The sequence below is a fragment of the Psychrobacter muriicola 2pS genome, from assembly GCF_904846535.1.
GTDB lineage: Bacteria > Pseudomonadota > Gammaproteobacteria > Pseudomonadales > Moraxellaceae > Psychrobacter > Psychrobacter aquimaris.
On record NZ_CAJHBC010000004.1, the window covers coordinates 74,524 to 95,302 of the forward strand.

At 43.9% G+C, this 20,779-nt stretch carries 17 protein-coding genes and 4 tRNA genes; 9 read left to right on the forward strand and 12 right to left on the reverse strand.

All coding sequences use genetic code 11. The features are described 5' to 3' along the window. The first annotated feature begins 139 nt into the window (after positions 1-139). The 3 genes from ppx (at position 140) to tilS (ending at position 4,490) form a co-directional block, all read left to right on the forward strand. Positions 140-1,666 carry an exopolyphosphatase gene (gene ppx, locus JMX93_RS07190; protein WP_443511345.1) on the forward strand — a complete coding sequence of 509 codons (1,527 nt, stop codon included), beginning with the start codon at positions 140-142 and terminating at the stop codon, positions 1,664-1,666. Positions 1,667-1,893: 227 nt separating this feature from the next. Further along, positions 1,894-2,697: an acetyl-CoA carboxylase carboxyltransferase subunit alpha gene (locus JMX93_RS07195; protein WP_193011105.1), complete on the forward strand. Its 804-nt coding sequence runs from the start codon at positions 1,894-1,896 to the stop codon at positions 2,695-2,697. A 218-nt stretch (positions 2,698-2,915) separates the two neighbouring features. After that, positions 2,916-4,490: a tRNA lysidine(34) synthetase TilS gene (gene tilS / locus JMX93_RS07200; protein ID WP_193011106.1), complete on the forward strand. Its 1,575-nt coding sequence runs from the start codon at positions 2,916-2,918 to the stop codon at positions 4,488-4,490. 36 nt (positions 4,491-4,526) lie between these two features. Here the strand turns inward: tilS and JMX93_RS07205 are convergent, their stop codons facing one another. Then, the gene (locus JMX93_RS07205) at positions 4,527-5,039 is read right to left on the reverse strand and encodes a GNAT family N-acetyltransferase (protein ID WP_193011418.1); all 513 of its coding nucleotides are present in this window, start codon (positions 5,037-5,039) and stop codon (positions 4,527-4,529) included. 218 nt (positions 5,040-5,257) lie between these two features. Between JMX93_RS07205 and proC the strand changes: the two genes are divergently transcribed. Further along, positions 5,258-6,091, forward strand: a complete 834-nt coding sequence (proC, locus tag JMX93_RS07210) for a pyrroline-5-carboxylate reductase (protein ID WP_193011417.1) — start codon at positions 5,258-5,260, stop codon at positions 6,089-6,091. 139 nt (positions 6,092-6,230) lie between these two features. Beyond that, a complete protein-coding gene (locus JMX93_RS07215; RefSeq protein ID WP_060490268.1) occupies positions 6,231-6,800 on the forward strand; it encodes a YggT family protein in 570 nt (189 codons plus the stop codon). 86 nt (positions 6,801-6,886) lie between these two features. Here the strand turns inward: JMX93_RS07215 and JMX93_RS07220 are convergent, their stop codons facing one another. Beyond that, positions 6,887-7,693, reverse strand: coding sequence for a hydroxymethylpyrimidine/phosphomethylpyrimidine kinase (locus tag JMX93_RS07220; RefSeq protein WP_193011416.1), 807 nt, complete (start codon positions 7,691-7,693; stop codon positions 6,887-6,889). A gap of 347 nt (positions 7,694-8,040) precedes the next feature. Here JMX93_RS07220 and JMX93_RS07225 point away from each other — a divergent pair. From JMX93_RS07225 to JMX93_RS07235, 3 genes are all read left to right on the forward strand, one after another. Continuing rightward, a tRNA-Ser gene (locus JMX93_RS07225) sits at positions 8,041-8,130 on the forward strand. Positions 8,131-8,317: 187 nt separating this feature from the next. Then, a tRNA-Arg gene (locus JMX93_RS07230) sits at positions 8,318-8,394 on the forward strand. Between the two features lie 228 nt (positions 8,395-8,622). Beyond that, positions 8,623-9,273, forward strand: a complete 651-nt coding sequence (locus tag JMX93_RS07235) for an RDD family protein (RefSeq protein ID WP_193011415.1) — start codon at positions 8,623-8,625, stop codon at positions 9,271-9,273. 42 nt (positions 9,274-9,315) lie between these two features. Here the strand turns inward: JMX93_RS07235 and JMX93_RS07240 are convergent, their stop codons facing one another. The 10 genes from JMX93_RS07240 to JMX93_RS07285 all read right to left on the reverse strand — a co-directional run bounded on the left by JMX93_RS07240 (position 9,316) and on the right by JMX93_RS07285 (position 18,344). Then, positions 9,316-10,296, reverse strand: coding sequence for a calcium/sodium antiporter (locus tag JMX93_RS07240; RefSeq protein WP_499204334.1), 981 nt, complete (start codon positions 10,294-10,296; stop codon positions 9,316-9,318). A 295-nt stretch (positions 10,297-10,591) separates the two neighbouring features. Continuing rightward, positions 10,592-10,972 carry an aspartate 1-decarboxylase gene (gene panD, locus JMX93_RS07245; protein WP_499204335.1) on the reverse strand — a complete coding sequence of 127 codons (381 nt, stop codon included), beginning with the start codon at positions 10,970-10,972 and terminating at the stop codon, positions 10,592-10,594. 100 nt (positions 10,973-11,072) lie between these two features. Next, complete coding sequence (pth, locus tag JMX93_RS07250; protein ID WP_496190880.1) at positions 11,073-11,654, reverse strand: aminoacyl-tRNA hydrolase; 582 nt, start codon at positions 11,652-11,654, stop codon at positions 11,073-11,075. A gap of 196 nt (positions 11,655-11,850) precedes the next feature. Then, entirely contained in the window at positions 11,851-12,525 is a 675-nt protein-coding gene (locus JMX93_RS07255) for a 50S ribosomal protein L25/general stress protein Ctc (RefSeq protein ID WP_193011412.1), read from the reverse strand. Positions 12,526-12,961: 436 nt separating this feature from the next. Further along, the gene (locus JMX93_RS07260; protein ID WP_193011411.1) at positions 12,962-13,909 is read right to left on the reverse strand and encodes a ribose-phosphate pyrophosphokinase; all 948 of its coding nucleotides are present in this window, start codon (positions 13,907-13,909) and stop codon (positions 12,962-12,964) included. 110 nt (positions 13,910-14,019) lie between these two features. Beyond that, positions 14,020-14,095 (reverse strand) — tRNA-Gln (locus tag JMX93_RS07265). A 244-nt stretch (positions 14,096-14,339) separates the two neighbouring features. After that, positions 14,340-14,415: transfer RNA gene (locus tag JMX93_RS07270), tRNA-Gln, on the reverse strand. A 167-nt stretch (positions 14,416-14,582) separates the two neighbouring features. Then, positions 14,583-15,539: a 4-(cytidine 5'-diphospho)-2-C-methyl-D-erythritol kinase gene (ispE, locus tag JMX93_RS07275; protein WP_499204336.1), complete on the reverse strand. Its 957-nt coding sequence runs from the start codon at positions 15,537-15,539 to the stop codon at positions 14,583-14,585. 66 nt (positions 15,540-15,605) lie between these two features. Further along, a complete protein-coding gene (gene lolB / locus JMX93_RS07280; RefSeq protein ID WP_499204337.1) occupies positions 15,606-16,238 on the reverse strand; it encodes a lipoprotein insertase outer membrane protein LolB in 633 nt (210 codons plus the stop codon). 156 nt (positions 16,239-16,394) lie between these two features. Then, entirely contained in the window at positions 16,395-18,344 is a 1,950-nt protein-coding gene (locus JMX93_RS07285; protein ID WP_193011408.1) for a tetratricopeptide repeat protein, read from the reverse strand. Positions 18,345-18,943: 599 nt separating this feature from the next. Here JMX93_RS07285 and hemA point away from each other — a divergent pair. Further along, the gene (gene hemA / locus JMX93_RS07290) at positions 18,944-20,299 is read left to right on the forward strand and encodes a glutamyl-tRNA reductase (protein WP_193011407.1); all 1,356 of its coding nucleotides are present in this window, start codon (positions 18,944-18,946) and stop codon (positions 20,297-20,299) included. Positions 20,300-20,779 lie beyond the last annotated feature (480 nt).

Consider the following 20,779-nt stretch of genomic DNA (forward strand, 5'->3'; position numbering starts at 1 on the left):
GGCGAAAATTGCGTCAAATACGTGAGCATCTTTGTATAGATGGCACTATTTGGTGTAGCTGTGCTGTTTATATGGCTCAATCGTCTGATTTTTAACCCATATCCTCTCCCTTTTATCCAACACGGTAACGATTCCTATTATGCCTATTGACTACCTTACAAATCCGCCACTTGCTGATGATGAAATGATGGCAGCCATTGATATCGGTTCCAATAGTTTTCATCTGGCCATTGCGCGTCTTGACCATGGTGAGGTGCGAAAAGTAGTTTCTATGTCTGAAAAAGTACAGCTCGCCGCAGGCTTGGATGAGAATAATATCTTAAGTGCGGCAGCTGAACAGCGAGGTCTCGACTGTTTGAGCCGATTTGTGGCACGTTTGGATTCGGTGCCACCCGAACGCATTCGCGTGGTTGCGACCAACGCTTTACGCCAAGCCAAAAACGCCAATGACTTTATTGCTCGTGCCAATAAAATTTTACCCAAGCCCATCGAGATTATCGCGGGACGAGAAGAGGCGCGCTTGATTTATTTGGGTGTGTCACACACCAATGCCAGTAGTGACAAGCGTTTGGTCATCGATATCGGTGGCGGTTCGACAGAGTTTATCATTGGTCAAGAGTTCGATCCGCTGTTGACCGAGAGTTTGCAGATGGGCTGTGTGGCCTTTACCCAGAAGTACTTTGCGGATGGTCAAATCACGAAAGAAGCCTTTAATAATGCGATATCAGCCGCTCGCAAAGAAGTGTTAGCGATTCAGGGTCGCTATCAAAAATTGGGTTGGAGTAGTGTGGTTGGTTCGAGTGGGACGATTAAAGCAGTACGTAATGTGCTGGTATCTAAGGGCTGGGCTGATGAGCAAGAGCGCATCACTTATAAAGGCGTCAAAAAGTTAGAGAAACTGTTGCTTAAAATTGGCAACGTCGACGACATCGATTTAGAAGGCGTTAAGGAACACCGCAAAGCAGTCTTCCCAGCAGGGGTTGCGGTATTGCGTGCGGTGATGAAAGTGCTGGGTGTAGACACCATTACTTACTCAGATGGTGCACTACGTGAGGGTGTGATGTACGACATGCTTGGCCGTTTTGCTAGCGAAGATGTTCGTGACCGCAGTGTGCTGGCGCTGATTAAGCGTTATTCAGGTGATAAAAAACAAGCCAAACAAGTGGTGAAAACCAGTCGTCATTTATTTGAGCAAGTGAAGGAGAAGCTCACCCTTACCAATGATGATTGTGATTTACTCAGGCGTGCTGCTTTCTTGCATGAGATAGGGTTGGCAATCAGTCATAGTAGTTATCATAAGCACAGCGCGTATTTGCTTGAGTATTCTGATATTCCAGGATTCTCGCAAGTCGATCAAAAACGCATGGCACAGCTGATGCTCAATCATCGTCGTAAGCTCAAGGCCGATATGTTAGAGCAGACCTGTACTATCGGTGGTAATCAGCTCGTTTATCTCTGTCTGCTGCTACGTTTGGCCGTACTGGCGCATCACAGCCGCAGTGATTATGAGTTACCAGAATTACAGTTACAAGCCATGGATGATAATTGCTGGCAAATCACCGTTGCCGATAGCAGTGAGCACTATGCTTTCTTATTGCCGGATCTGCATACTGAGATTGAGCAGTTTGCTAAATGGGGCGTGACGCTGAGCGTGGTTGAGGCCTAGACAGCGCTGGTTTGCACTGAGCGATCAACACGATACCGTTACTATTGTAATGAGTATGCTACAGATTAACGTAACAAAAGCGGCTTTGTCAGTAATGTTATGCCATTTAAGATGTGCTACTATAGCTTCTATTGAGTTTACAACTGTACTTTCATTATCTGAAAATTGATAACGATATTATTCTTAAACATAAATACATTAAGTATAATTATTAAAGGGAAGCGTCTATGAGCACTGTCTGGGATAGTGTGCAGCTTGCACGGCACGCCAAGCGTCCATTATTTATGGACTATGTTAATCAGCTGTTTACCGAATTCGATGAGTTGCACGGTGACCGTGCTTATGCCGATGACAAAGCCATTCTTGGTGGTCTGGCGCGTTTTGATGGTCAGCCTGTGATGGTGATTGGTCAACATCGCGGTCGCAGCACCCGTGAGCGTATTGCTCATAACTTTGGCATGGCCAATCCTGAAGGCTACCGCAAAGTAATTCGTTTGGTCAAAATGGCTGAGCGTTTTAATATCCCTGTGATGACCTTTGTCGATACCCAAGGCGCATATCCGGGTATTGGTGCTGAAGAGCGCGGACAAGCGCAAGCCATTGCCGAAAGTATCGCCGTTTTCTCTAGCCTAAAAGTGCCTATTATCGTGACCATTATCGGTGAAGGCGGCTCAGGTGGTGCGTTGGCAATTGGTGTTGGTGATAAAGTCAATATGCTACAAAATAGTATTTATTCGGTTATCTCTCCGGAAGGTTGTGCCTCCATTCTGTGGAAAACAGCAGAGAAAGCACAGGACGCCAGTGAAGCCTTGAAATTAAACGCGATTAATTTATATCAAATGGGCTTAATTGATGCCGTCATTGAAGAAGGTGAAGGTGCTCATATTCAGCCGCAACCAGTCATGATGGCCTTGAAAGCGCTTATTGCTGAGCAGTTAGATGAGATTAAAGATTTAGATGCACAAGCGCGTTGTGAGCTGCGTTATGAGAAGCTGAAAACTTTTAACTCAGAGGTGATGTTGCCCGCCTAATTGGTTGCTACGACACCTCTTTTACTAAACCTCTATTAATGAATACAAAGCTTTTCATATTAGAGGCTCAGTCTTAATGCTAAAATAAAAACGTGTCATTTTATGGCGCGTTTTTTTGTGGCTTTTAATATACGTCGTAACTGATGCTGTAACTGATGTATAGGCTCATTCATTTATACGTCAATTCATGTATGCATGCTAAATAAATAAGGCTGATTATGACCAGCAGTGCAATTCTCTCGCATCCTATTGAGCCAATCGCAGACTTGCCTGTCGATGCCGATCTGGCAAAAGCATTATTGAGCAGTATGGCTGAATATGGTGAACAGCTGCACGGTCGACGGCTTTGGCTGGCTTGTAGTGGTGGTCGTGATTCATTAGCATTGGCTGCGCTGTGTGTCCAGCTCTATCGCCAAGGTAAGTTGCCATTTTTACCGCAGTTGCTGCATGTTAATCATGGTTTGCAAGTAGATAGTGGCACTTGGGCGACACATGTCGCTCATTGGGCAAAAGCGCAGCAGATACCGTGTCGGATTTTGCGTGCGCAAGTGAATGGTCATGATGAGCAAGCCGCAAGGCAAGCTCGTTATGACGTCATGCGAGCGCAACTCAATCAAGATGATGTATTGCTCTTAGCGCATCATGCCGATGACCAAGCAGAGACGGTGCTGATGCGTCTGATTCAAGGTGCTGGGGTGAATGGTCTGTCGGGTATGCAGCCGTGGCGTATCCAAACGCAGGGCGCACAGCGTATGGCACTATGGCGACCTTGGCTGACGGTCAAACGCGTCAATATCAGCAATTATGCTCAGTGCCTAAAGCTGCCTTATATCAATGACCCGACCAATGATGCTGGTGATAATGTACGTAGTGGGCTACGCCTCGACATCATGCCAGTATTGGCGACCTATAATTCCAATGTCATTGATAATATTGCCCGTAGCGCGCAGCTATTGAGTGACGCCCAATTAATAATCAATGCGCAAGCGGCAGAGGATTTGCAGCAGACCGAGGTAGTATCATCACAGTTACCACCTGCACAGCGCGTGCTAAATATAGACAAGCTAAAAGCATTACCCATTTATCGTCAGCGTCAACTATTGCATCATTGGTTGGGTCAAGATGAACCATTACCGCCTGCTAAGCAGCTGGTCGATGATGTATTCATGCTAAGCCAACGTGATGATCCTGATCACCAAACGGCGCTTTTTTGGCAAGGTCGCAAGCAGTCCTATACGATTTACCGCTACCGTCAGCAGCTTTACCGTTTAAGCAGTGAGTGGCTCAAGTGGTTAGCATTGCCGCTTGCCAAACAGCTGCAGCCCTTATTTAATCTTGTTGTGGCTGATATTGATACGATGTCTGCCCAGCCTGTGTCAGTTACCTTACGCAGGGATAACAAATTTACTTGGCAGGTGCAGATGATGCCAGATATCTTGGCAGAACTATTAGACAGCTATCAAGATGATGATGACAGTCTTGAGATTACCTTTGCGCCATTAGGCCGTCAGCAGCGTGTGCAAACTGCCTTGGCATCACGTCCACAAGCGGGTAAGAAACTATATCAAACGCTTGGTGTGCCTGTATGGTTGCGCGAGAGTTTGGTGGTGGTCAGTGCCGTATCCGTGCAGCAGGCTAAAGAGTGGCCATTATTGCTGGTTTCACCTTTTGAAAGCTGGATACTAGGGACGAGTAGATCGCTGACAGACACGACAGAAAATATTGGCATTTTAGACAGTGCTATTAGAAACAATGTTATTAGTAACAGTCTAAGCATTAATAACGCTTTTTAATGTTTGTGACTTAAACCTTTTAAGATGTCAAGCTATCTAGGAAGTCAGGTCATCAAATTTGCTGACCATTTTAATATCTATTATTTGCATGTTTTTGTAGCATTCTTCACTCTTTTCGCCATTACCTACAAAGCCAAATTTTTGATAGAAATCAATAGCAGCTACATTAGCTTCTAATACCCATAAAGAAAAATGGGCATTGATATGAGATTCTAAGAGGGCTTGTAATGATGCTGTCATTAATTGAGTACCTATACCCAATCCTTGATAGTCGGGCAAAACATACAATGTGGTAATTTCATAATCTTTATGATTAGTGAAGTACCCAATAAACCCCAAATTATGATGATGAGCATCACATGCTATCCAGACACTAACATCAGGATGCGCCATCAACCCCTGCCACATTTTTTTCTTTTTGCATAAGGTGTTTTTATCATTGATATAGGACGCTGGTAGCAAACCTAAATAGGCGGCATGCCAACTTTTGAAGTGAATGGTAGCAATATCTGCATAATCCTCAGGGTTGGCTTTACGAATGAAAAACATATTAGTCCCCGTCACTGATTTTATATAATTTCCTTGTTAATCTAACCGTTTGGTTGTGCAATAGTCCATGGCAATTCAGTGGTTCAACGGAGTGTATGGCAGGGTTAGATGCCATCAATTTATCAAACGATGCCAGTAGCAGTATGGTAAACTGAGTGTCATTTTACCTATCATTATGTTAGTTTGAGTACCTTTGAATTTTTGAATAGGAGACATGTATGTCAGTATTAGATAATAAGAAAATCAGCTTTATCGGTGGCGGAAATATGGCGCAGGCTTTGATTAGCGGGCTTGTCAGCTGCGGTGTCAAACCAAGTTTGATTACCGTTGCTGATCCTAGTAGTGAGGCGCGCGAGCAATTGGCTGCTAAAGGATTGAACACGGTTGATCCAACTGCTGATGCAAAAGCTGCCGTTATCGATGCTGACATTGTGGTACTGGCGGTCAAACCGCAAGTAATGAAAGCAGTGGTCAGTAGCTTTGCAGATGCCTTAGACAAGCAGCTGGTGATTTCAGTGGCAGCAGGTTTGTCGACTGAGCTTCTATCTGAGATGTTGGGTGGCTATAACAATATCGTCCGTGCGATGCCAAATACACCTGCAATGATTCAAATGGGCGCAACGGGTCTGTACGGTACTGATAATATTTCTGCTGAACAGAAGCAATTAGCGACTGCGGTAATGGAAGCATCAGGATTGGTCATGTGGGTCGATAATGAAGAACACATGCATGCAGTAACCGCCGTATCAGGGTCAGCACCAGCGTATATGTTTTACTTCATTGAATCGATGGTCGATGGGGCAGTGGCTTTAGGTTTGGATAAAGAGCAGGCCTCAGCCCTTGCCATGCAAACCATGCTAGGCGCGGCAAAAATGGCGATGAATAGTGAGGATGCACCTGCTGAATTGCGTCGCAAGGTCACCTCACCAAATGGAACAACCCAAGCAGCCGTTGAGTCAATGCAAGCCAATGACATCGGTCGTCAAATTGCTGAAGCCATGCAGGCCTGCTATGACCGTAGCCAAGCATTGAGTGAAGAGATGAGTAAATAGCTATCCATATATCAGGCGCGTTATTTTCTAAAAGTTAATGACACGCCTGAGCCGTCAGCCCAAGCACCAATACTAAGCGCCTAGTAATGACAGTCGTCATCCCAAAACCTGTTAATAATGTCACATTGAGTAGCACTTCATGAACAACATGTTATTTCAAATCTTTGATTTGGTCACCACTTTCGCCATGATGTTGGTGTTTATTCGTTTTATGCTGCAATTTGCAGGTATGGATGCCAGCAACCCCATGATTGCGCCTGCTTATAAAGCGACCCATATTGTCGATGTATTTGGGCGTATTTTTCCAACCGTCGGGCAAGGGCGTATCAGTATTGCGGCTATCGTCCTGATGTTTTTGATTCGTTTGATCGATATCTCTGGAAAAGCAGCATTGACACATAAAGGTATTGCCCCTGTACCGTTGTTTTTCACTGGTACCATCAGCTTGGTATTAGACTTTTTACGTATGTGTCGCTATCTCGTCATTGGTTCCATCATTGTCAGCTGGATTGTGGTGTTTACCCAATCTCAGCATCCGATTATTGGTATCATTGTTAATTTAGCGGAGCCTATCTTGGCACCATTTCGTCGAATCACGCCAAACTTGGGTATGATTGATTTATCACCAATGGTTGCATTCATTGCCTTTATTTTGCTTGAGATGTTTATTGGTGGCTTTGCAGCGAGCTTTATGCCAATGTTGGGTTGAGCTAGATTAATGGTCATTTGAAAGCGATTGATTACATCAAAAAGGGCGCTCTATGAGACATAGAGCGCCCTTTTTTTATGTATCATTTAGAGATTATGCTGAAAATCTATAAAACGATTGGGTATCAATTGGGCTTGGTCATTATTAGGGTGCGGTGCATCAGCGGCGCGCAGCGTCTGGGTAATCCAGCGATCTGCGGCTTTGACTGCATCGATAAGCGCATCACCCATTGCTAAGCGCCCAGCGATAAAGCTGGCAAGCGAACAGCCAGAGCCATGAAATTCACCCTTTAAGCGTGGCAAGGTGCTTTTATGTACCATCTCACCTTTTATATACAGATACTGCTCGATATCGCCACTATCAAAGTCGTGTGAGGTTTTTACCAATACGGCATAGGTGCCCTGGGCACATAGTTTTTGCGCGCCAATATGTAAGTCTTGCTCAGCGCTTAATGCGCGTAGTTCATGAGTGTTTGGAGTGATTAAAGTAGCGTAGGGCAGTAATGCTCTAAAGGCAGTTACTAAAGTTTGCTCATCGCCCAAACTGCCACCACTATTAGCAACCAATACTGGATCTAAGACAAGTGGTATATTAGCGGTGATAAGGCGCTCAGCAAACAATTGAGTCAGCATAGCGATATTATCAGTCGTGCCCAGCATACCTGACTTAATAACTGCAACAGGCAAATCATCGAGCACTGCGGTGGCCTGATCCTTTACCAAGTTTGCTGCACAAGCTTCAAAACCAAAGACTTGCTGCGAGTTTTGTATCGTAATAGCCGTACAAGCGATAGCGGCATGAGCGCCTGCCTGACCGATGGCTTCTATATCCGCTTGTAATCCAGCACCGCCTGAGGGGTCTAGTCCTGAAAAACACAGTACCACTGGTCGCATAAACCTTCCTTTGACATAATCTAAAATGAGTAACAAATACTATAGACACCCACTGCTAAAAAAGCCATAGTAGGTTAGAGATGGTATATAGACAATCCATCAATTAATAGTAATAATCCAGAGCGTGCTGACTAACTTAAACATCGTTTTTACTAGTTTTTATTGATATTTGAGCTGCTCAAGAGACTATGAAACCATATAAACAAATAAATATGATAAAAACTGCATTAAATTTGTAGACAGTGCTTGCAATTCGTTTTGGCTTTGCTATAATACTCGCCCACGGTATAAGACGTATTATCAGCAATAATACTATTTTTTAGAACTTAAAAAGTCTTACATCGTTTGGTGAAGTGGGTGAGTGGCTGAAACCAGTTCCCTGCTAAGGAACCATACGTTTGCGCGTATCGAGGGTTCGAATCCCTCCTTCACCTCCATTTATTCGGTTTTTAGTAGAGTAGTGACGCAGCATAAAAGCGTTAATAATCTTCTGTTTTATTAAAGCAAAAAATAATTTGATTTTAATAAAAAAAGATGTTGACACAAGCGAAATTATCTATATAATAACCAACCTAATTTGCTGCAATTGTTTCTTAACAACGCAGTAAATGATGTGCAAAGTACGCGCTTGTAGCTCAGTTGGATAGAGCACTTGGCTACGAACTAAGGGGTCGGGAGTTCGAATCTCTCCAAGCGCACCATTTGCATCATCACTTCTTTATTAGTTTAAAGAAACCATTAAATTAATCGCCTGTCTTATGACAATTTGGCGATTTTTTTATGTCCGCAATTTCTGTGTGACAGTCTTACGAGGTGATGAGTCATACGACATTGCTATATGACTTACGGCATCTTAGGATAATGTACGATAAGACGGTTAATTACGGTACAATAGAGCCACTATTCACTGCTTGCTATGAGCTTGTACCATGTCAAAGAGTTTACCTAAACGACCGACCAAATCTGCTGCTAAAACTAAAGCATCAGCACATCATCCCTCTGAGGAAGAGCTAACGATCGCTAAACCTGGCACCCGTATGGCAGCGATTCTTTATGATGGCATGTTGATTTTAGCGTTGTTGTTTTTAGTCGGCACCCTGCTGACCGTCATTGGTACACTTATCACAATGGAGACGGGTAGCGAGTCGTCACAAGCGCAGTCACTGCCAACATGGTATCAAAACGTTGTTATGACGCCGTCTTTTATTCTGACTTTGGTAGGGTTCTACGGGATATTTTGGCGTCGCGGTGGGCAGACATTAGGTATGCAGACTTGGCGTTTAAAGACGGTCAATAGCAATGGTCATTTGCTGACGTGGGGACAGTCATTTAAGCGTATTTTAGCCGCCAGTATCATGCCACTTATATTTGGCATCATTGGTAGTGTCATCGATGGCTCGCGTGCTGTTTTATTAACCAGTGCCTTTTTGGGCTTTGTCTTTAATTATGCTTTTTGCCTCTTTAACCCGCGTGGTCTCGCAGTGCAAGATATGCTATCGAACACCATTACGTTAAAAATGCCAAAAACAGAGAATGAAGGACTATGGCGGGTGATTAGAAACCGCAAGCAGGGAAAATAAACCACATTATCATCGCCATAGTCTGTTAACACATTTTAAGCGTTACAGGTTGACTGTTTGCATCAGCCATAAAGTATAGCCGACAAAGAATAAGACCAAAGTCGACCCAGAAGTGCGACCGAATGGACGTTTACTCATAAAGGCAAAAACTGCCATAGCGACTAGTAAAAGCGTGACCAGACTCATCGCCAATATATCACGTGATAAGATAATTGGACTGACTGTGATGGGCGCTATAAGTGCTGCGAGACCAACGACGCCTAAGGTGTTAAATATATTAGAGCCAATAATATTACCCAATGCCATGTCGTGTTCGCCTTTACGGGCGGCCGATAAGCTCGATACCAACTCGGGTAATGATGTACCTACAGCTACAATCGTCAATCCAATCACTAGTTCACTCACGCCCCACAGCGTTGCCAATTCTACAGCACCCCAAACAATAGCCCGCGAGCTAATGACCAGCATAAGCATGCCGATAACTAAGCTGATGAGTCCCCGTGTTAGGGTTTGCTCGATATGTTCAGCATCGACGCTTTCTGCTATGGGTTCCCCTTCGTGCTCATGGTTGCCTTCACGTAAGCTTAGTACAATCTGAATGCCTAAAGTCACCACTAGCAACGCTATCAACACAATACCATCTGCTTGGTTTAATTGCCCATCACGCAGCTGCCATGCGGCGACAATAGTAATCAATACCAATAGGGGTAAATCACGCTTGATGATGCCTTTACGAATGATAATAGGGCTAATCAGTACAGTTGCACCCAATACCAGCGCAATATTGATGATGTTTGAGCCATAAGCATTGCCTAATGCCAAATCAGGGCTGCCTTCTAGTGCCGCCAATACCGACACCACCATCTCAGGGGCGGATGTACCTACACCCAAAATCAACACACCTATTAAGAAACTGGGGACATTGAATTTTTTTGCTAAGGCAGTGGCACCATCAACAAAAAGGTCTGCACTCCACACAAGAATAGCTAGTCCGATCAATACTGCAATAACTGCCAACCACATTAATCTGTTTCCTTATTAGTATTAATACCAAACCCAAAAATACGTTTAGCCGTGTCAAACTCTTTTAGCCTATAAACATAGCACTGACATTTATTTTTCTGACGACTTCAGCTTTTAAGAATGGTATAAAATGTGAATTTGCCATCTCAAAATGGCATAAAAAAAGCTGAATCAGAATGGAGATTCAGCTCTCATATTAGCATAGAGGTTTTAGCTGGATTATAAGAATAATTTCAACAGCTTAGTCGACTATTTACTCTTGCTTTATCCAAAAAAACCTCAGTGTTTTGGTACTTTAGGCCACTTGTACCGGAATGATATTTGCTGTGTCTTTTACAGTGTTGTCTTCGTTGCAATACACCAGTTTTGGCTGGTAGGTTGCCGCTTCTACTTCATCAAAATAAGCATAAGCACAAATAATGACGATATCTCCTAAGTCTGCCATATGAGCCGCCGCGCCATTTAGCGAGATGATGCCAGAACCAGCTTCAGCACGGATCGCGTAGGTACGAAAGCGCTTGCCATTGGTCACATTGTAGATATCGATAGACTCATTTTCGCGCAGACCAGCAAGATCCAATAAATCACCATCGATACCGCATGAGCCTTCGTAATGAAGTTCGGCATGGGTGACGCGAGCACGGTGTAATTTGCATTTAAGCATATTAAGTAGCATAGGTTGCTTCCTTAGCGTAACTGAGATTAATGATTCAAATCAGAAAGTTAATGGGGATTAAGTGGCTAAAATAAAAGGCTGCTATGGTTAAGTCAGCATTTTATTCAGGCAATTTAAAACCATTGATTTGCGAACGTGCTTTTTCAATATCGCCATCTAGTAATAATGGTAGCGCCTCAAACGCTGCTGTCAAAGCGTTATCAATGGCAATTTGCTCATTGGGCGCAGCTTTTGAGAGGACGTGTCCACTAACTTTAGACTTGTGACCAGGATGACCAATACCGATACGCAAACGATGGAAGTCGTTGCCGATATGAGGGGTAATATCACGCAGACCATTATGACCGCCATGACCGCCATCCGTCTTCAGTTTGATACTACCGGCTGGAATATCGAGCTCATCATGGGCGATCAGTAATTCATTATTTTCAATGCCATAAAACTTAACCATCGGCACCACTGACTGACCAGACTTATTCATAAAGGTGAGCGGCATCAATAGACGCACGTCATGCCCATGAATCTGCCCACGTCCAGTTACTCCATGAAATTTTTTATCATGGGAGAGGGTAATATTGAACTGTTGAGCCAAGTGATGGACAAACCAAAACCCTGCATTATGACGTGTAAACATATACTGCTGACCAGGATTACCAAGACCGACAATAAGCTTTATGGCCATAAAAATACCCTGCTTAAATTTAATAAATGAGGCATAAGATTTATGATTGTGCTATTTGTTGATAACACATCTCTTATTTTTCAAACTGTACTTACAAAAACAGCAGGAGATATTTATCACCTGCTGTTTTTTGACTAAACAAACCTTATATTACATAGTAGACGCTAAGTCGCGTGCTCTATGTAACGGCGGTTTATTATTCGCCGTCTTTGTCTTCAGTGCCTTGCTCAGTAGCAGGTACGTCAGTAGCATCAACTTCTTCAGCGTCTGCGTCAACTTCTTCAACGGTTGGTGGCTGCATGTTAACGATAGTACGGTCATGGCCGTCTTCTAGCTCAAGCTCATGAATGACAACACCTTCAGGAAGCTTGATGTCTGATAAACGGAACAAGTCACCGATTTCCATACCAGATACGTCTACTTCTAGATATTCAGGAAGTAGTGATGGTAGGCAGATAATTTCAATATCAGATACTAGTGTAGACAATACACCAGCAGCAGCGGTACCAGGCGCATCTTCACGACCAGTGAAATGCACAGGAACATTCATGTGGATTTTTTGACCTTTCACAATGCGCTGGAAGTCAGCATGCATTGGGAAGCCTTTAGCAGGATGGCGTTGCAAGTCTTTGATAACAGCTTGGTGCTCTACGCCGTCAACATTGATAGTCAAAATGTGTGAGAAAAATGCTTCGAATTCAAGTGACTTTACTAGCTCGTTAATCTTGATAGAGATTGATGTTGGCTCTTCGTTGCCACCATAGATAATAGCAGGAACTAGATTCTGCTTACGTAGGCGGCGGCTCGCACCTTTACCTTGTTGTTCAGCAGAACGATCAACTGCGTTTAGCTCAAAATGGTTAATGCTCATGGATATAATCCTATAAAAAGAATGAGAAAGTGTCTGGTCATAAAAAAGTGGATTTGCGACCAATCCACTAAGACGTGATGATAGCTAAAAGGTGTCATTGCTCATATTCGTTATTGCTAATAATACTCATAATGTACAATTTTAGCCATTTGCTCACAACAACGGTTTCATGATAATTACTATCATTGTGTTCGTTATTTTGGGCATGATCAGCACTTTTAAGAATGCCAACCTGATTGCATCAAACAAACGGTCAGCACAGGCGCGCATTATACGTGATTTTGTAGTAATAATAAAGACCTACGCAAAATGACTGTACAAAATCATTAAGCAAAAAAAGCGTCAAGTAAAGATACTTGACGCTTTTTTTAAGCTTGAGCAGTATTTTATAACGAGCATCGCCAAAAGAAAGTAGGGCAAGGCTCTTAGTAAAAATCTAAGCGTCAAACATGGCGCTGATAGATTCTTCATTATTGATACGGCGTAAGCTTTCAGCAAGCATCGGTGCGATACTTACTTGGCGGATTTTGCTACAGGCTTTTGCCGCGTCAGACAATGGAATCGTATCGGTCACGACCACTTCGTCTAGCGCAGATTCGCTGATATTTTGCAGTGCGTTGCCTGATAGGACAGGGTGCGTAATATAGGCTAAAACGCGACGTGCACCGTTTGCTTTCAATGCTTCAGCAGCTTTACACAGAGTCCCTGCCGTATCAACCATATCATCGACGATGACACAATCACGGTCACGAACGTCGCCGATGATGTGCATCACTTGTGACTCATTGGCACGGGCACGGCGTTTATCAATAATGGCCATGTCGGTATCGCCCAACTGCTTAGCCATGGCACGCGCACGAACCACGCCGCCAACATCAGGTGAAACAACCATGATGTTGTCATAATCTTGTTTTTGTAGGTCGTTTAGTAATACAGGCGTGCCGTAGATGTTATCGACTGGGATATCAAAGAAACCTTGAATTTGATCTGAGTGTAAGTCAACGGTCATTACACGATCGATGCTCACGATGTTTAGCATGTCAGCGACGACTTTAGCAGAAATAGGCACACGAGCTGAGCGTGGACGACGGTCTTGACGGGCATAACCGAAGTAGGGCATAACCGCTGTGATGCGACCCGCACTAGAGCGACGCAGCGCATCGGCCATCATCATGATTTCCATTAAGTTATCATTGGTGGGTGCACAAGTAGGCTGCATGATAAACACGTCTTTACCGCGCACGTGTTCTTTGATTTCTACGGCGATTTCGCCATCAGAAAAACGCGTGATGTCAGCTTTACCAAGAGGTATATGGAGATGATCGGCTACGGTTTTTGCTAATTCAGGGTGGGCATTACCCGTAAAAATCGCCAAATAAGGCATGACAGAAGTCCTATTGATTGACTCAAGCAGCGACCGCTAAGCAGTGTCAAACTGCTCAAATTCAGAAAAGAGTGGTGAAAAGTTTTGATGACTACTATTACAGTAAAAAATGGCAGGGGTAGCTGGACTCGAACCAACGGATGTCAGGATCAAAACCTGATGCCTTACCAACTTGGCTATACCCCTGTAATGTCTAGGCTGTGTACGTCGATATCTAATAGCAACTTTTAATAAAAGTCATTGTTAGAATAGCGTCACGACCTGTTCGCTATATTATAAACGGATAAACCATTTAAAACATAACTTTTCCCTAGCGGTGTTCATTGCGAACTATACCGAAACTGGGATGACGTTGTCAATGTCAATAAGATAAGTGGCTATTTATAAACCGCTTATAATCATTGCATATCAAACGCTTCGTACTAAAAAATGGCAGGGGTAGCTGGACTCGAACCAACGGATGTCAGGATCAAAACCTGATGCCTTACCAACTTGGCTATACCCCTATTGAGGCGACCTATTATAATTAAATTTTCAGATTTTGCAAGCCATTTGCGCTTTTTTATGGCTTTTATTAAAAAATAGGTCAAAAATAAAACGGGTATTGGGTCAATAAAAACCTTTACGCTGTATTTATAATGATTTTATTTTCACACTACAGCTCAAATCTAACTCATAAATTACGAACTAAATAGGCAGGACAGGGCGCCTCTTTAATCCACTTTACCAAACGCGCTTTATCAGATATCACACTTGTATCCAAAGGCAAAAATACTGCGCTACCTGAGCCCGTCATCCGTGCTGTACCCAGTGCTTGCGCCTCTAATCCTTGCAAATAATTCAAAGCATCTTCAACAGCAGGAGCAAGGCTCGTTACCACTGTGGTAAAGACATTTTGATAAGGCGTGTTTAAATGTTGTACATAATTATTGTACTGGTTTTTGATGGTTTTAATCGATAGCGCGGCGATATCTCGTTGTAGTTTCGGGTGCGCGAAAAGCTGGGTAGTATTCACATGGGCATCAGGCGTCAGTATTAAATACTGCTGCTCTGGCAAATCAATAGTCGTTAACTCCTCACCAATACCCATCGCAATCGCATCCTGACCAAAGATGAAGATTGGCACATCTGCGCCAATAGTGGCAGCAATTTTTATCAGCTCATCTTGAGTCAATTTTAGCTGCCAAATCTCGTTAAGTGCAAGTAAAGTCGTCGCAGCATTGGATGAGCCGCCACCCAAGCCTGCACCCATCGGCAAATGCTTATCTAAAGCGATATGCACTTGTGCTAACTGCTCAGGTAGAGTGTTTGACTGTATGGCAGACGCTAACAATGCACGCGCTGCTTTAAAGATTAGGTTGTCCTCTATATCAGCAGTTATAGTCTCTGCACCAGCCAATACTAGAAGTTGATGACAGAGCTTATTCGCATCTAATTCACTATTCGCCGTAGAAATCACGATGTCATCCGTGACCGCAAAATGCAAATAATCGCCCCAATCCAGTAAGCGGAAAACAGTTTGTAAATTATGATAGCCGTCAGCACGTTTGCCAGTAATGTGCAAAAACAAGTTGATTTTTGCTGGTGATAAGCGACTGATAGTAGAAGGTGTGGCTATGTTTTTAATCATAATGTTTGGTTGTAGACGGCTATGGTAATAAGTAATAAGCAATTTTTATCGTTTTTGCGTGACGTCTTAATGATTGATGGTCATTACCACCTTATTGCCTTGTGGCTGTACGGCACTGATTTTACTGGGTAACTTGTCAGTTCCTTTGTAAGCGAAACTGGCACTCCAGTCACCATTAACTGAGCTGATTAAACGATTCTGATCGTCGAGCTGTGGTGCGCTATCGGAAGGCGCTGGGCGACCAGATATCCAATAGGGCATTTGTGAAATAGGTGCTTGCCAACCTGTGGCTTTTTTGAGCAAAGTTTCAGGGTTATCAGCGGTTAAGGTACCTGTTTTTTCGCTGACTAAAGTGGCAGTTTGACCATTGTATTCGATGTTGGTTTTACCAATACCGAGCGCACCGATTAGCTCAATGGCGAAGCGATCATTCTGCTGCCCCCATGCATAGAATGCACTACCACCTTGAGTGCCTGTGGTGTCATTGGCAGGCATTGTCACACCAATTTTTCCAGTGATATTGAAGCTCTCAAGCTTTTGCGGCTGCTCAGCGTTTTGACCTTGTAAGGTCGCGCTGGGTTGGTTAGTAGCGTTGGCTGTTTTTAGTGATTGACAACCAGACGTGATGACGAGCGCGGTTGTCACGGCAGCGAATAGCGCTAATTTATTAGGCTTATTAGCATTGACCAATACTGACATGATGTTTCCTCAAAAATAGACAAATTTACGAAATCATTGTTTCGAAAAAAGGTTAGCTTAATGGTTGTATGTTACTCAGTTATGCGTGGCTGTTAGCATCTTATGAGTGCCTTGTAAGCATAGCACCCAACAGTTTATCCATTATAAAACGGCGGGTCAGTAGAGTTGTATACGGTCGCTGATGTTGTGCTGTCCAAATGAGAAGCGCTGCTGCAAGTCTGCGAGTAATGCCTCGACTTTTTCATTGTTACCTAAACCTTGATAAGCGCGCAGTAGCAAAGTACCAGAGCGTAAGGTAGGAAACACGTCGTAAGGGGTTTGTAGGTAGTCGATGACTTGTTGATAGTTTTCATTGGCCAATGCATTGCCAGCCAGCACATTCAGCGCTTGCAGATGCAGTTCATTATCATAACGTGGGTCATCATAGTGAATCTGAATGATGGCGGTAGCCAATGCCAATCCTTGTGCAGAGCTACGTTCATTGGCTAGCAATAGTTGCGCATAACTGAGCTGGTAGGAGAGGTTGGTTGGGTCAAGTGCCTGCAGATGATTGAGCAAGGTACGCTTAACGATATAGTCGTTTTTGTCATCAAGGAGCTGGGCGCGTGCAAACAAGAGCATTTCATTATCAGGATACTTGCGAGCAGCTTTGGTTAGTAGGCGCAGTGCTTCTTCGGTCTCATTTTGCTGCCATAAAATATCGGCTTGCATCACAAAAGTGTCAGGCGCAAAGACGTTAAAGTCTTTACGCAGTTTTTCCAAAGTAGCAATCGCCGCATCCACATCGTTGTTAAGCAATTCAAAAGCCACTACTTTTCTACGGGCTTCTAATACCAAGTCTTCTTGCATGACACCGTTGAGATAGTATTTGGCTTGGTCAAAGCGCTGCTGACGCTCGGCACTGATACCAAGGTAATAGTAAGCTTGATCAAGGTAAGCGGGGGTTTTTGCGAGCATATTGAGTAGCTCATCGGCACTGTCATATTCTTCGATATCCAAGCTCACCAACGCCGCCAGCAAGGTAATCTCGGCATCATCAGCGAAGCGACCATGGGCGTCTAGCAATAATTGCCACGCGTCTTGGCTTTGTTTTAAATCAAGCAAATAACGAATCTCGTATAGATAGAGACTTTTACTATCGGGATTACGCAGGCGTGCTTGGCTCACATAATTGACGACTGTTTCAGCCGTGACGATTTTGCGCAGTATATCAGCCTTTAGCGTAATAAAAGGTACATAGTCAGGCTGGCGTTCTAGTGCACGATTGATATGGACAATGGCAATCTCAGGCTCGTTAAATTGGTAAAGCAATCCTGCTTTCAATACGGATAATGAGGCATTTTGCTCGCTATCTAGTGGTTGCAAAGCGGCAAGCAATTCACGTTTGTCCTCATCGTTGTTTGGATAGATACCGATAAGAATTTCGCTTAAGTCTGCTCGAGGGTCATAACGCAAAATACGATTCAAGGTCTCGCCAGCTAAGAGATAATCGTGTGCTCGCAGGGCCAAATGCGCCACATAAAACCAAGCAGGCACATGATCTGGATTTTGGTCTTGCCATGACTTGGCAAATTGTAATGATTTCTCAACCCTTTCAGTGCGTAAAGAAAGGCTGAGCGCTCTTTCAAATACGGCGGTTGCATCGTCTTTAAACGCTTGCTGCTTATAGATAGTAATCGCTCGTTGTTTATCACCGCGATCTGCTGCAAATTCTGCATCTAACAGAGCATACAAGCTGGGCTCTTTGAGTTCAGGTTGCCATAACGTGGTTGGTGCTAATCCATTAATATTGGCGACATTTTCTACTGGCTGTGCATTTGTAGGAGCAGTTGCCTGTATCGTTGAGCTGTTATCATCAATGCCGTCGCTACTGACTGCCTTGTCATTCTTATCAGCAACAGATATTTTGGGTACGTGGGCTTCTATTGAGATATCAGGATGACTGGCGTGAACGGAAGATGATCCTAAGCATAAGCAAAAGGCCAACGACAAGGTTAGCTTATAACGCTGGCACAGACGTTCGATAACCGCATGCAATAGCGCGCGCAGATTAGATTGGTCGTCATGTGCAAGTTGTGATCGAAATAATGACCCAAAAAAAATCATAGATAACCGTATTCGCCCATTGTTTATCTATATCGATAAGACAATTTTATTTTAATCATTTCATACTAGGGGCTGTTCTCACTTTTATCTCCATTTTTAAAATGAGGACATGCCCTAGGTATTGGGAACGAGTACCCATGCCTGACATTATAAAAGCAGATCGATGGGATAAACAATAGTGCCCGTGTTACTCCATCATGAGTAGCAGCCACTCTACCAAATCCTTTCTAACAAAATAGGATTGGCTGATAACCTGTATCAATGAAGTCTTTCATTCGTTATGAATCGCCGCCTAAATATTGTGAAAATATAACAAGTTAACGTCAAGTAAGCGAATGATTTATGTCTATTTCTATGAGCAATCGCTAAAACACAGATATTGGTTTTAACAATCGTATCGGTAGTTGATTTGTTACTCATGTGCCCAGATACAAGCAAATAGCTATCATCGATAGCTGAGTGTTAATTAAAGCTGGCAATAATGATATAATGATCGGCTTTTAGGGTCTTCCTTTCAGCGCTGTCGTCTACAACTGTCTTTCAAGAATAATGAGATAGCGTGGCTGGCAGGTGAGCGTCATGTTTATGGTCTATCAATAATGAGATTAGTGGTCATTGGGGTCAATCACAAAACTGCACCAGTCGCTCTGAGAGAGCGCTTGGCGCTTGTAGGTGACGATGTGAATGTCGCTCTTGAACAATTAGAGGCCTTTACTGATGGCAGTGTGATTGTTTCTACTTGCAATCGTACTGAAATCTATGCGCTTGTGCCGCAGCTAACAGAGCCGCAAGATGTCCCCTCTATGTCTGCTAATGGCGCGGTCGGTGCTCAGACATCTTCGGCGGCCATTAGTGCTCATATCTTAAAAATTAAAGCGTGGCTTGCTGATTTTAAGCAGTTGTCACTGTCTGAGGTCGATCCCTATCTTTATGTGCACCGCGACACTCACGCTCTGACCCATTGGCTTAGAGTTGCCGCAGGGCTTGACTCTATGATATTGGGTGAGCCGCAGATACTCGGTCAAATTAAGCGCTCAGTACAGCTCGCGCAAGAACAAAAAGCTTTGAGTAATCAGCTTGGCTGGATTGTAGATCAAGTATTTGCTGCTGCCAAACGCGTACGTAACGAGACTAAGGTTGGCGCACAAGCGGTATCGCTCAGCTATGCGGCCGCCAAATTGGTGACGCAAATATTTGATGATTTGCCCAGTCGTACTTTGTTGGTTGTCGCAGCAGGTGAGATGAACCGTTTGGTCGCCACCCACATTGCTGGGCTTGGCGTCGGTCGCGTGATTATTTGCAACCGTAATCCTGAACGCGCTGAAGCGCTGGCAGTGGAGCTGCGTCGCGCAGGTCACTTGGTAGAAGTCAGACCCCTGCAAGAGTTACCACAAGTTTTGGCAGAAGCCGACATCGTTAGTAGCTGTAGCGGTAGTATGGATGTGTTGATCGATAAAACCATGACTTTGCGCGCGCTGAAACAACGTCGTTATCAGCCCATGTTGATGATTGACTTAGCAGTACCGCGCGATATTGACTCGACCATTAGTCGTATCGATGATGTTTATCTTTACTCTGTCGATGATCTACAACACGTGATCGCTGGAAATATCGAACAGCGTAGGCAAGCGGCAGTCGATGCGGAACTGCTCGTTAGCCAATTGGTCGTTGAGATGGATCGCAGCTTTCAAGTGCGCCAAGTCGGTAAAGACATTCAGCAGTATCGCGAGCGTACTCATGACCAAGTAGATAAACTCCTGCATGAATCCATCGCCAAGCTACAACAGGACAATGCCAGTCCTGAAGATATTATCATCGAGCTGTCACGCCGCCTGACGCAGACGCTAACCCACGCACCATCAAAGCTCATGCGCAAGGCTGCCCGTGAAGGGGATAGTGAGCTGCTAGAGTTTGTGGTATCTGGGCTGCAAGATGCTCATCGTGGACGTCGATAGCCATTATTTAATGATCAAAAAAACATAAGTGGCGCAAACGTTATTATTGCGCAAACATATCGTTGTCAACCTGCATTATCAGTGCTAATATCAAGCTGTTATGAGTATATTAAGCGACGATAATCTTTTGTTATACGCGAGCGGTTATTCTCTAAAAACCCTAGTGTATATGTTCTCGCTTGATGCCTATTCATCTCATCAGTTGTTAGTGACCATTATTAGCCTACCACCGCGTAGCCCCTATAATGGTGCACCTGTTCTGTACGACTTTGTCTAAAATCAATAAAAACACGGCGTGCAAAACACAATCACCAACGGCAATAGCGCTAGGATAAAGTGCTATATCGTCAACCCTGCGTCATGCTCTCGACTATTACCCAATATTAATACTCAGTTAATACTACCTATAGTGGTATCTAGCTGCTATGCAATCTAACGACTATGCTATTAATCAGCAATGCTATTTGACAGCCATGTTAT

Coding starts and splice junctions, on each gene's coding strand:
- JMX93_RS07235 (WP_193011415.1), top strand. CDS start 8,623: ATGTCAAAGAGTTTACCTAAACGACCGACCAAATCTGCTGCTAAAACT.
- hemA (WP_193011407.1), top strand. CDS start 18,944: ATGAGATTAGTGGTCATTGGGGTCAATCACAAAACTGCACCAGTCGCT.
- JMX93_RS07285 (WP_193011408.1), bottom strand. CDS start 18,344: ATGATTTTTTTTGGGTCATTATTTCGATCACAACTTGCACATGACGAC.
- JMX93_RS07205 (WP_193011418.1), bottom strand. CDS start 5,039: ATGTTTTTCATTCGTAAAGCCAACCCTGAGGATTATGCAGATATTGCT.
- ppx (WP_443511345.1), top strand. CDS start 140: ATGCCTATTGACTACCTTACAAATCCGCCACTTGCTGATGATGAAATG.
- tilS (WP_193011106.1), top strand. CDS start 2,916: ATGACCAGCAGTGCAATTCTCTCGCATCCTATTGAGCCAATCGCAGAC.
- JMX93_RS07240 (WP_499204334.1), bottom strand. CDS start 10,296: ATGTGGTTGGCAGTTATTGCAGTATTGATCGGACTAGCTATTCTTGTG.
- JMX93_RS07195 (WP_193011105.1), top strand. CDS start 1,894: ATGAGCACTGTCTGGGATAGTGTGCAGCTTGCACGGCACGCCAAGCGT.
- JMX93_RS07220 (WP_193011416.1), bottom strand. CDS start 7,693: ATGCGACCAGTGGTACTGTGTTTTTCAGGACTAGACCCCTCAGGCGGT.
- pth (WP_496190880.1), bottom strand. CDS start 11,654: ATGGCCATAAAGCTTATTGTCGGTCTTGGTAATCCTGGTCAGCAGTAT.
- lolB (WP_499204337.1), bottom strand. CDS start 16,238: ATGTCAGTATTGGTCAATGCTAATAAGCCTAATAAATTAGCGCTATTC.
- JMX93_RS07255 (WP_193011412.1), bottom strand. CDS start 12,525: ATGAGCATTAACCATTTTGAGCTAAACGCAGTTGATCGTTCTGCTGAA.
- JMX93_RS07215 (WP_060490268.1), top strand. CDS start 6,231: ATGAACAACATGTTATTTCAAATCTTTGATTTGGTCACCACTTTCGCC.
- ispE (WP_499204336.1), bottom strand. CDS start 15,539: ATGATTAAAAACATAGCCACACCTTCTACTATCAGTCGCTTATCACCA.
- JMX93_RS07260 (WP_193011411.1), bottom strand. CDS start 13,909: ATGCCTTATTTGGCGATTTTTACGGGTAATGCCCACCCTGAATTAGCA.
- proC (WP_193011417.1), top strand. CDS start 5,258: ATGTCAGTATTAGATAATAAGAAAATCAGCTTTATCGGTGGCGGAAAT.
- panD (WP_499204335.1), bottom strand. CDS start 10,972: ATGCTACTTAATATGCTTAAATGCAAATTACACCGTGCTCGCGTCACC.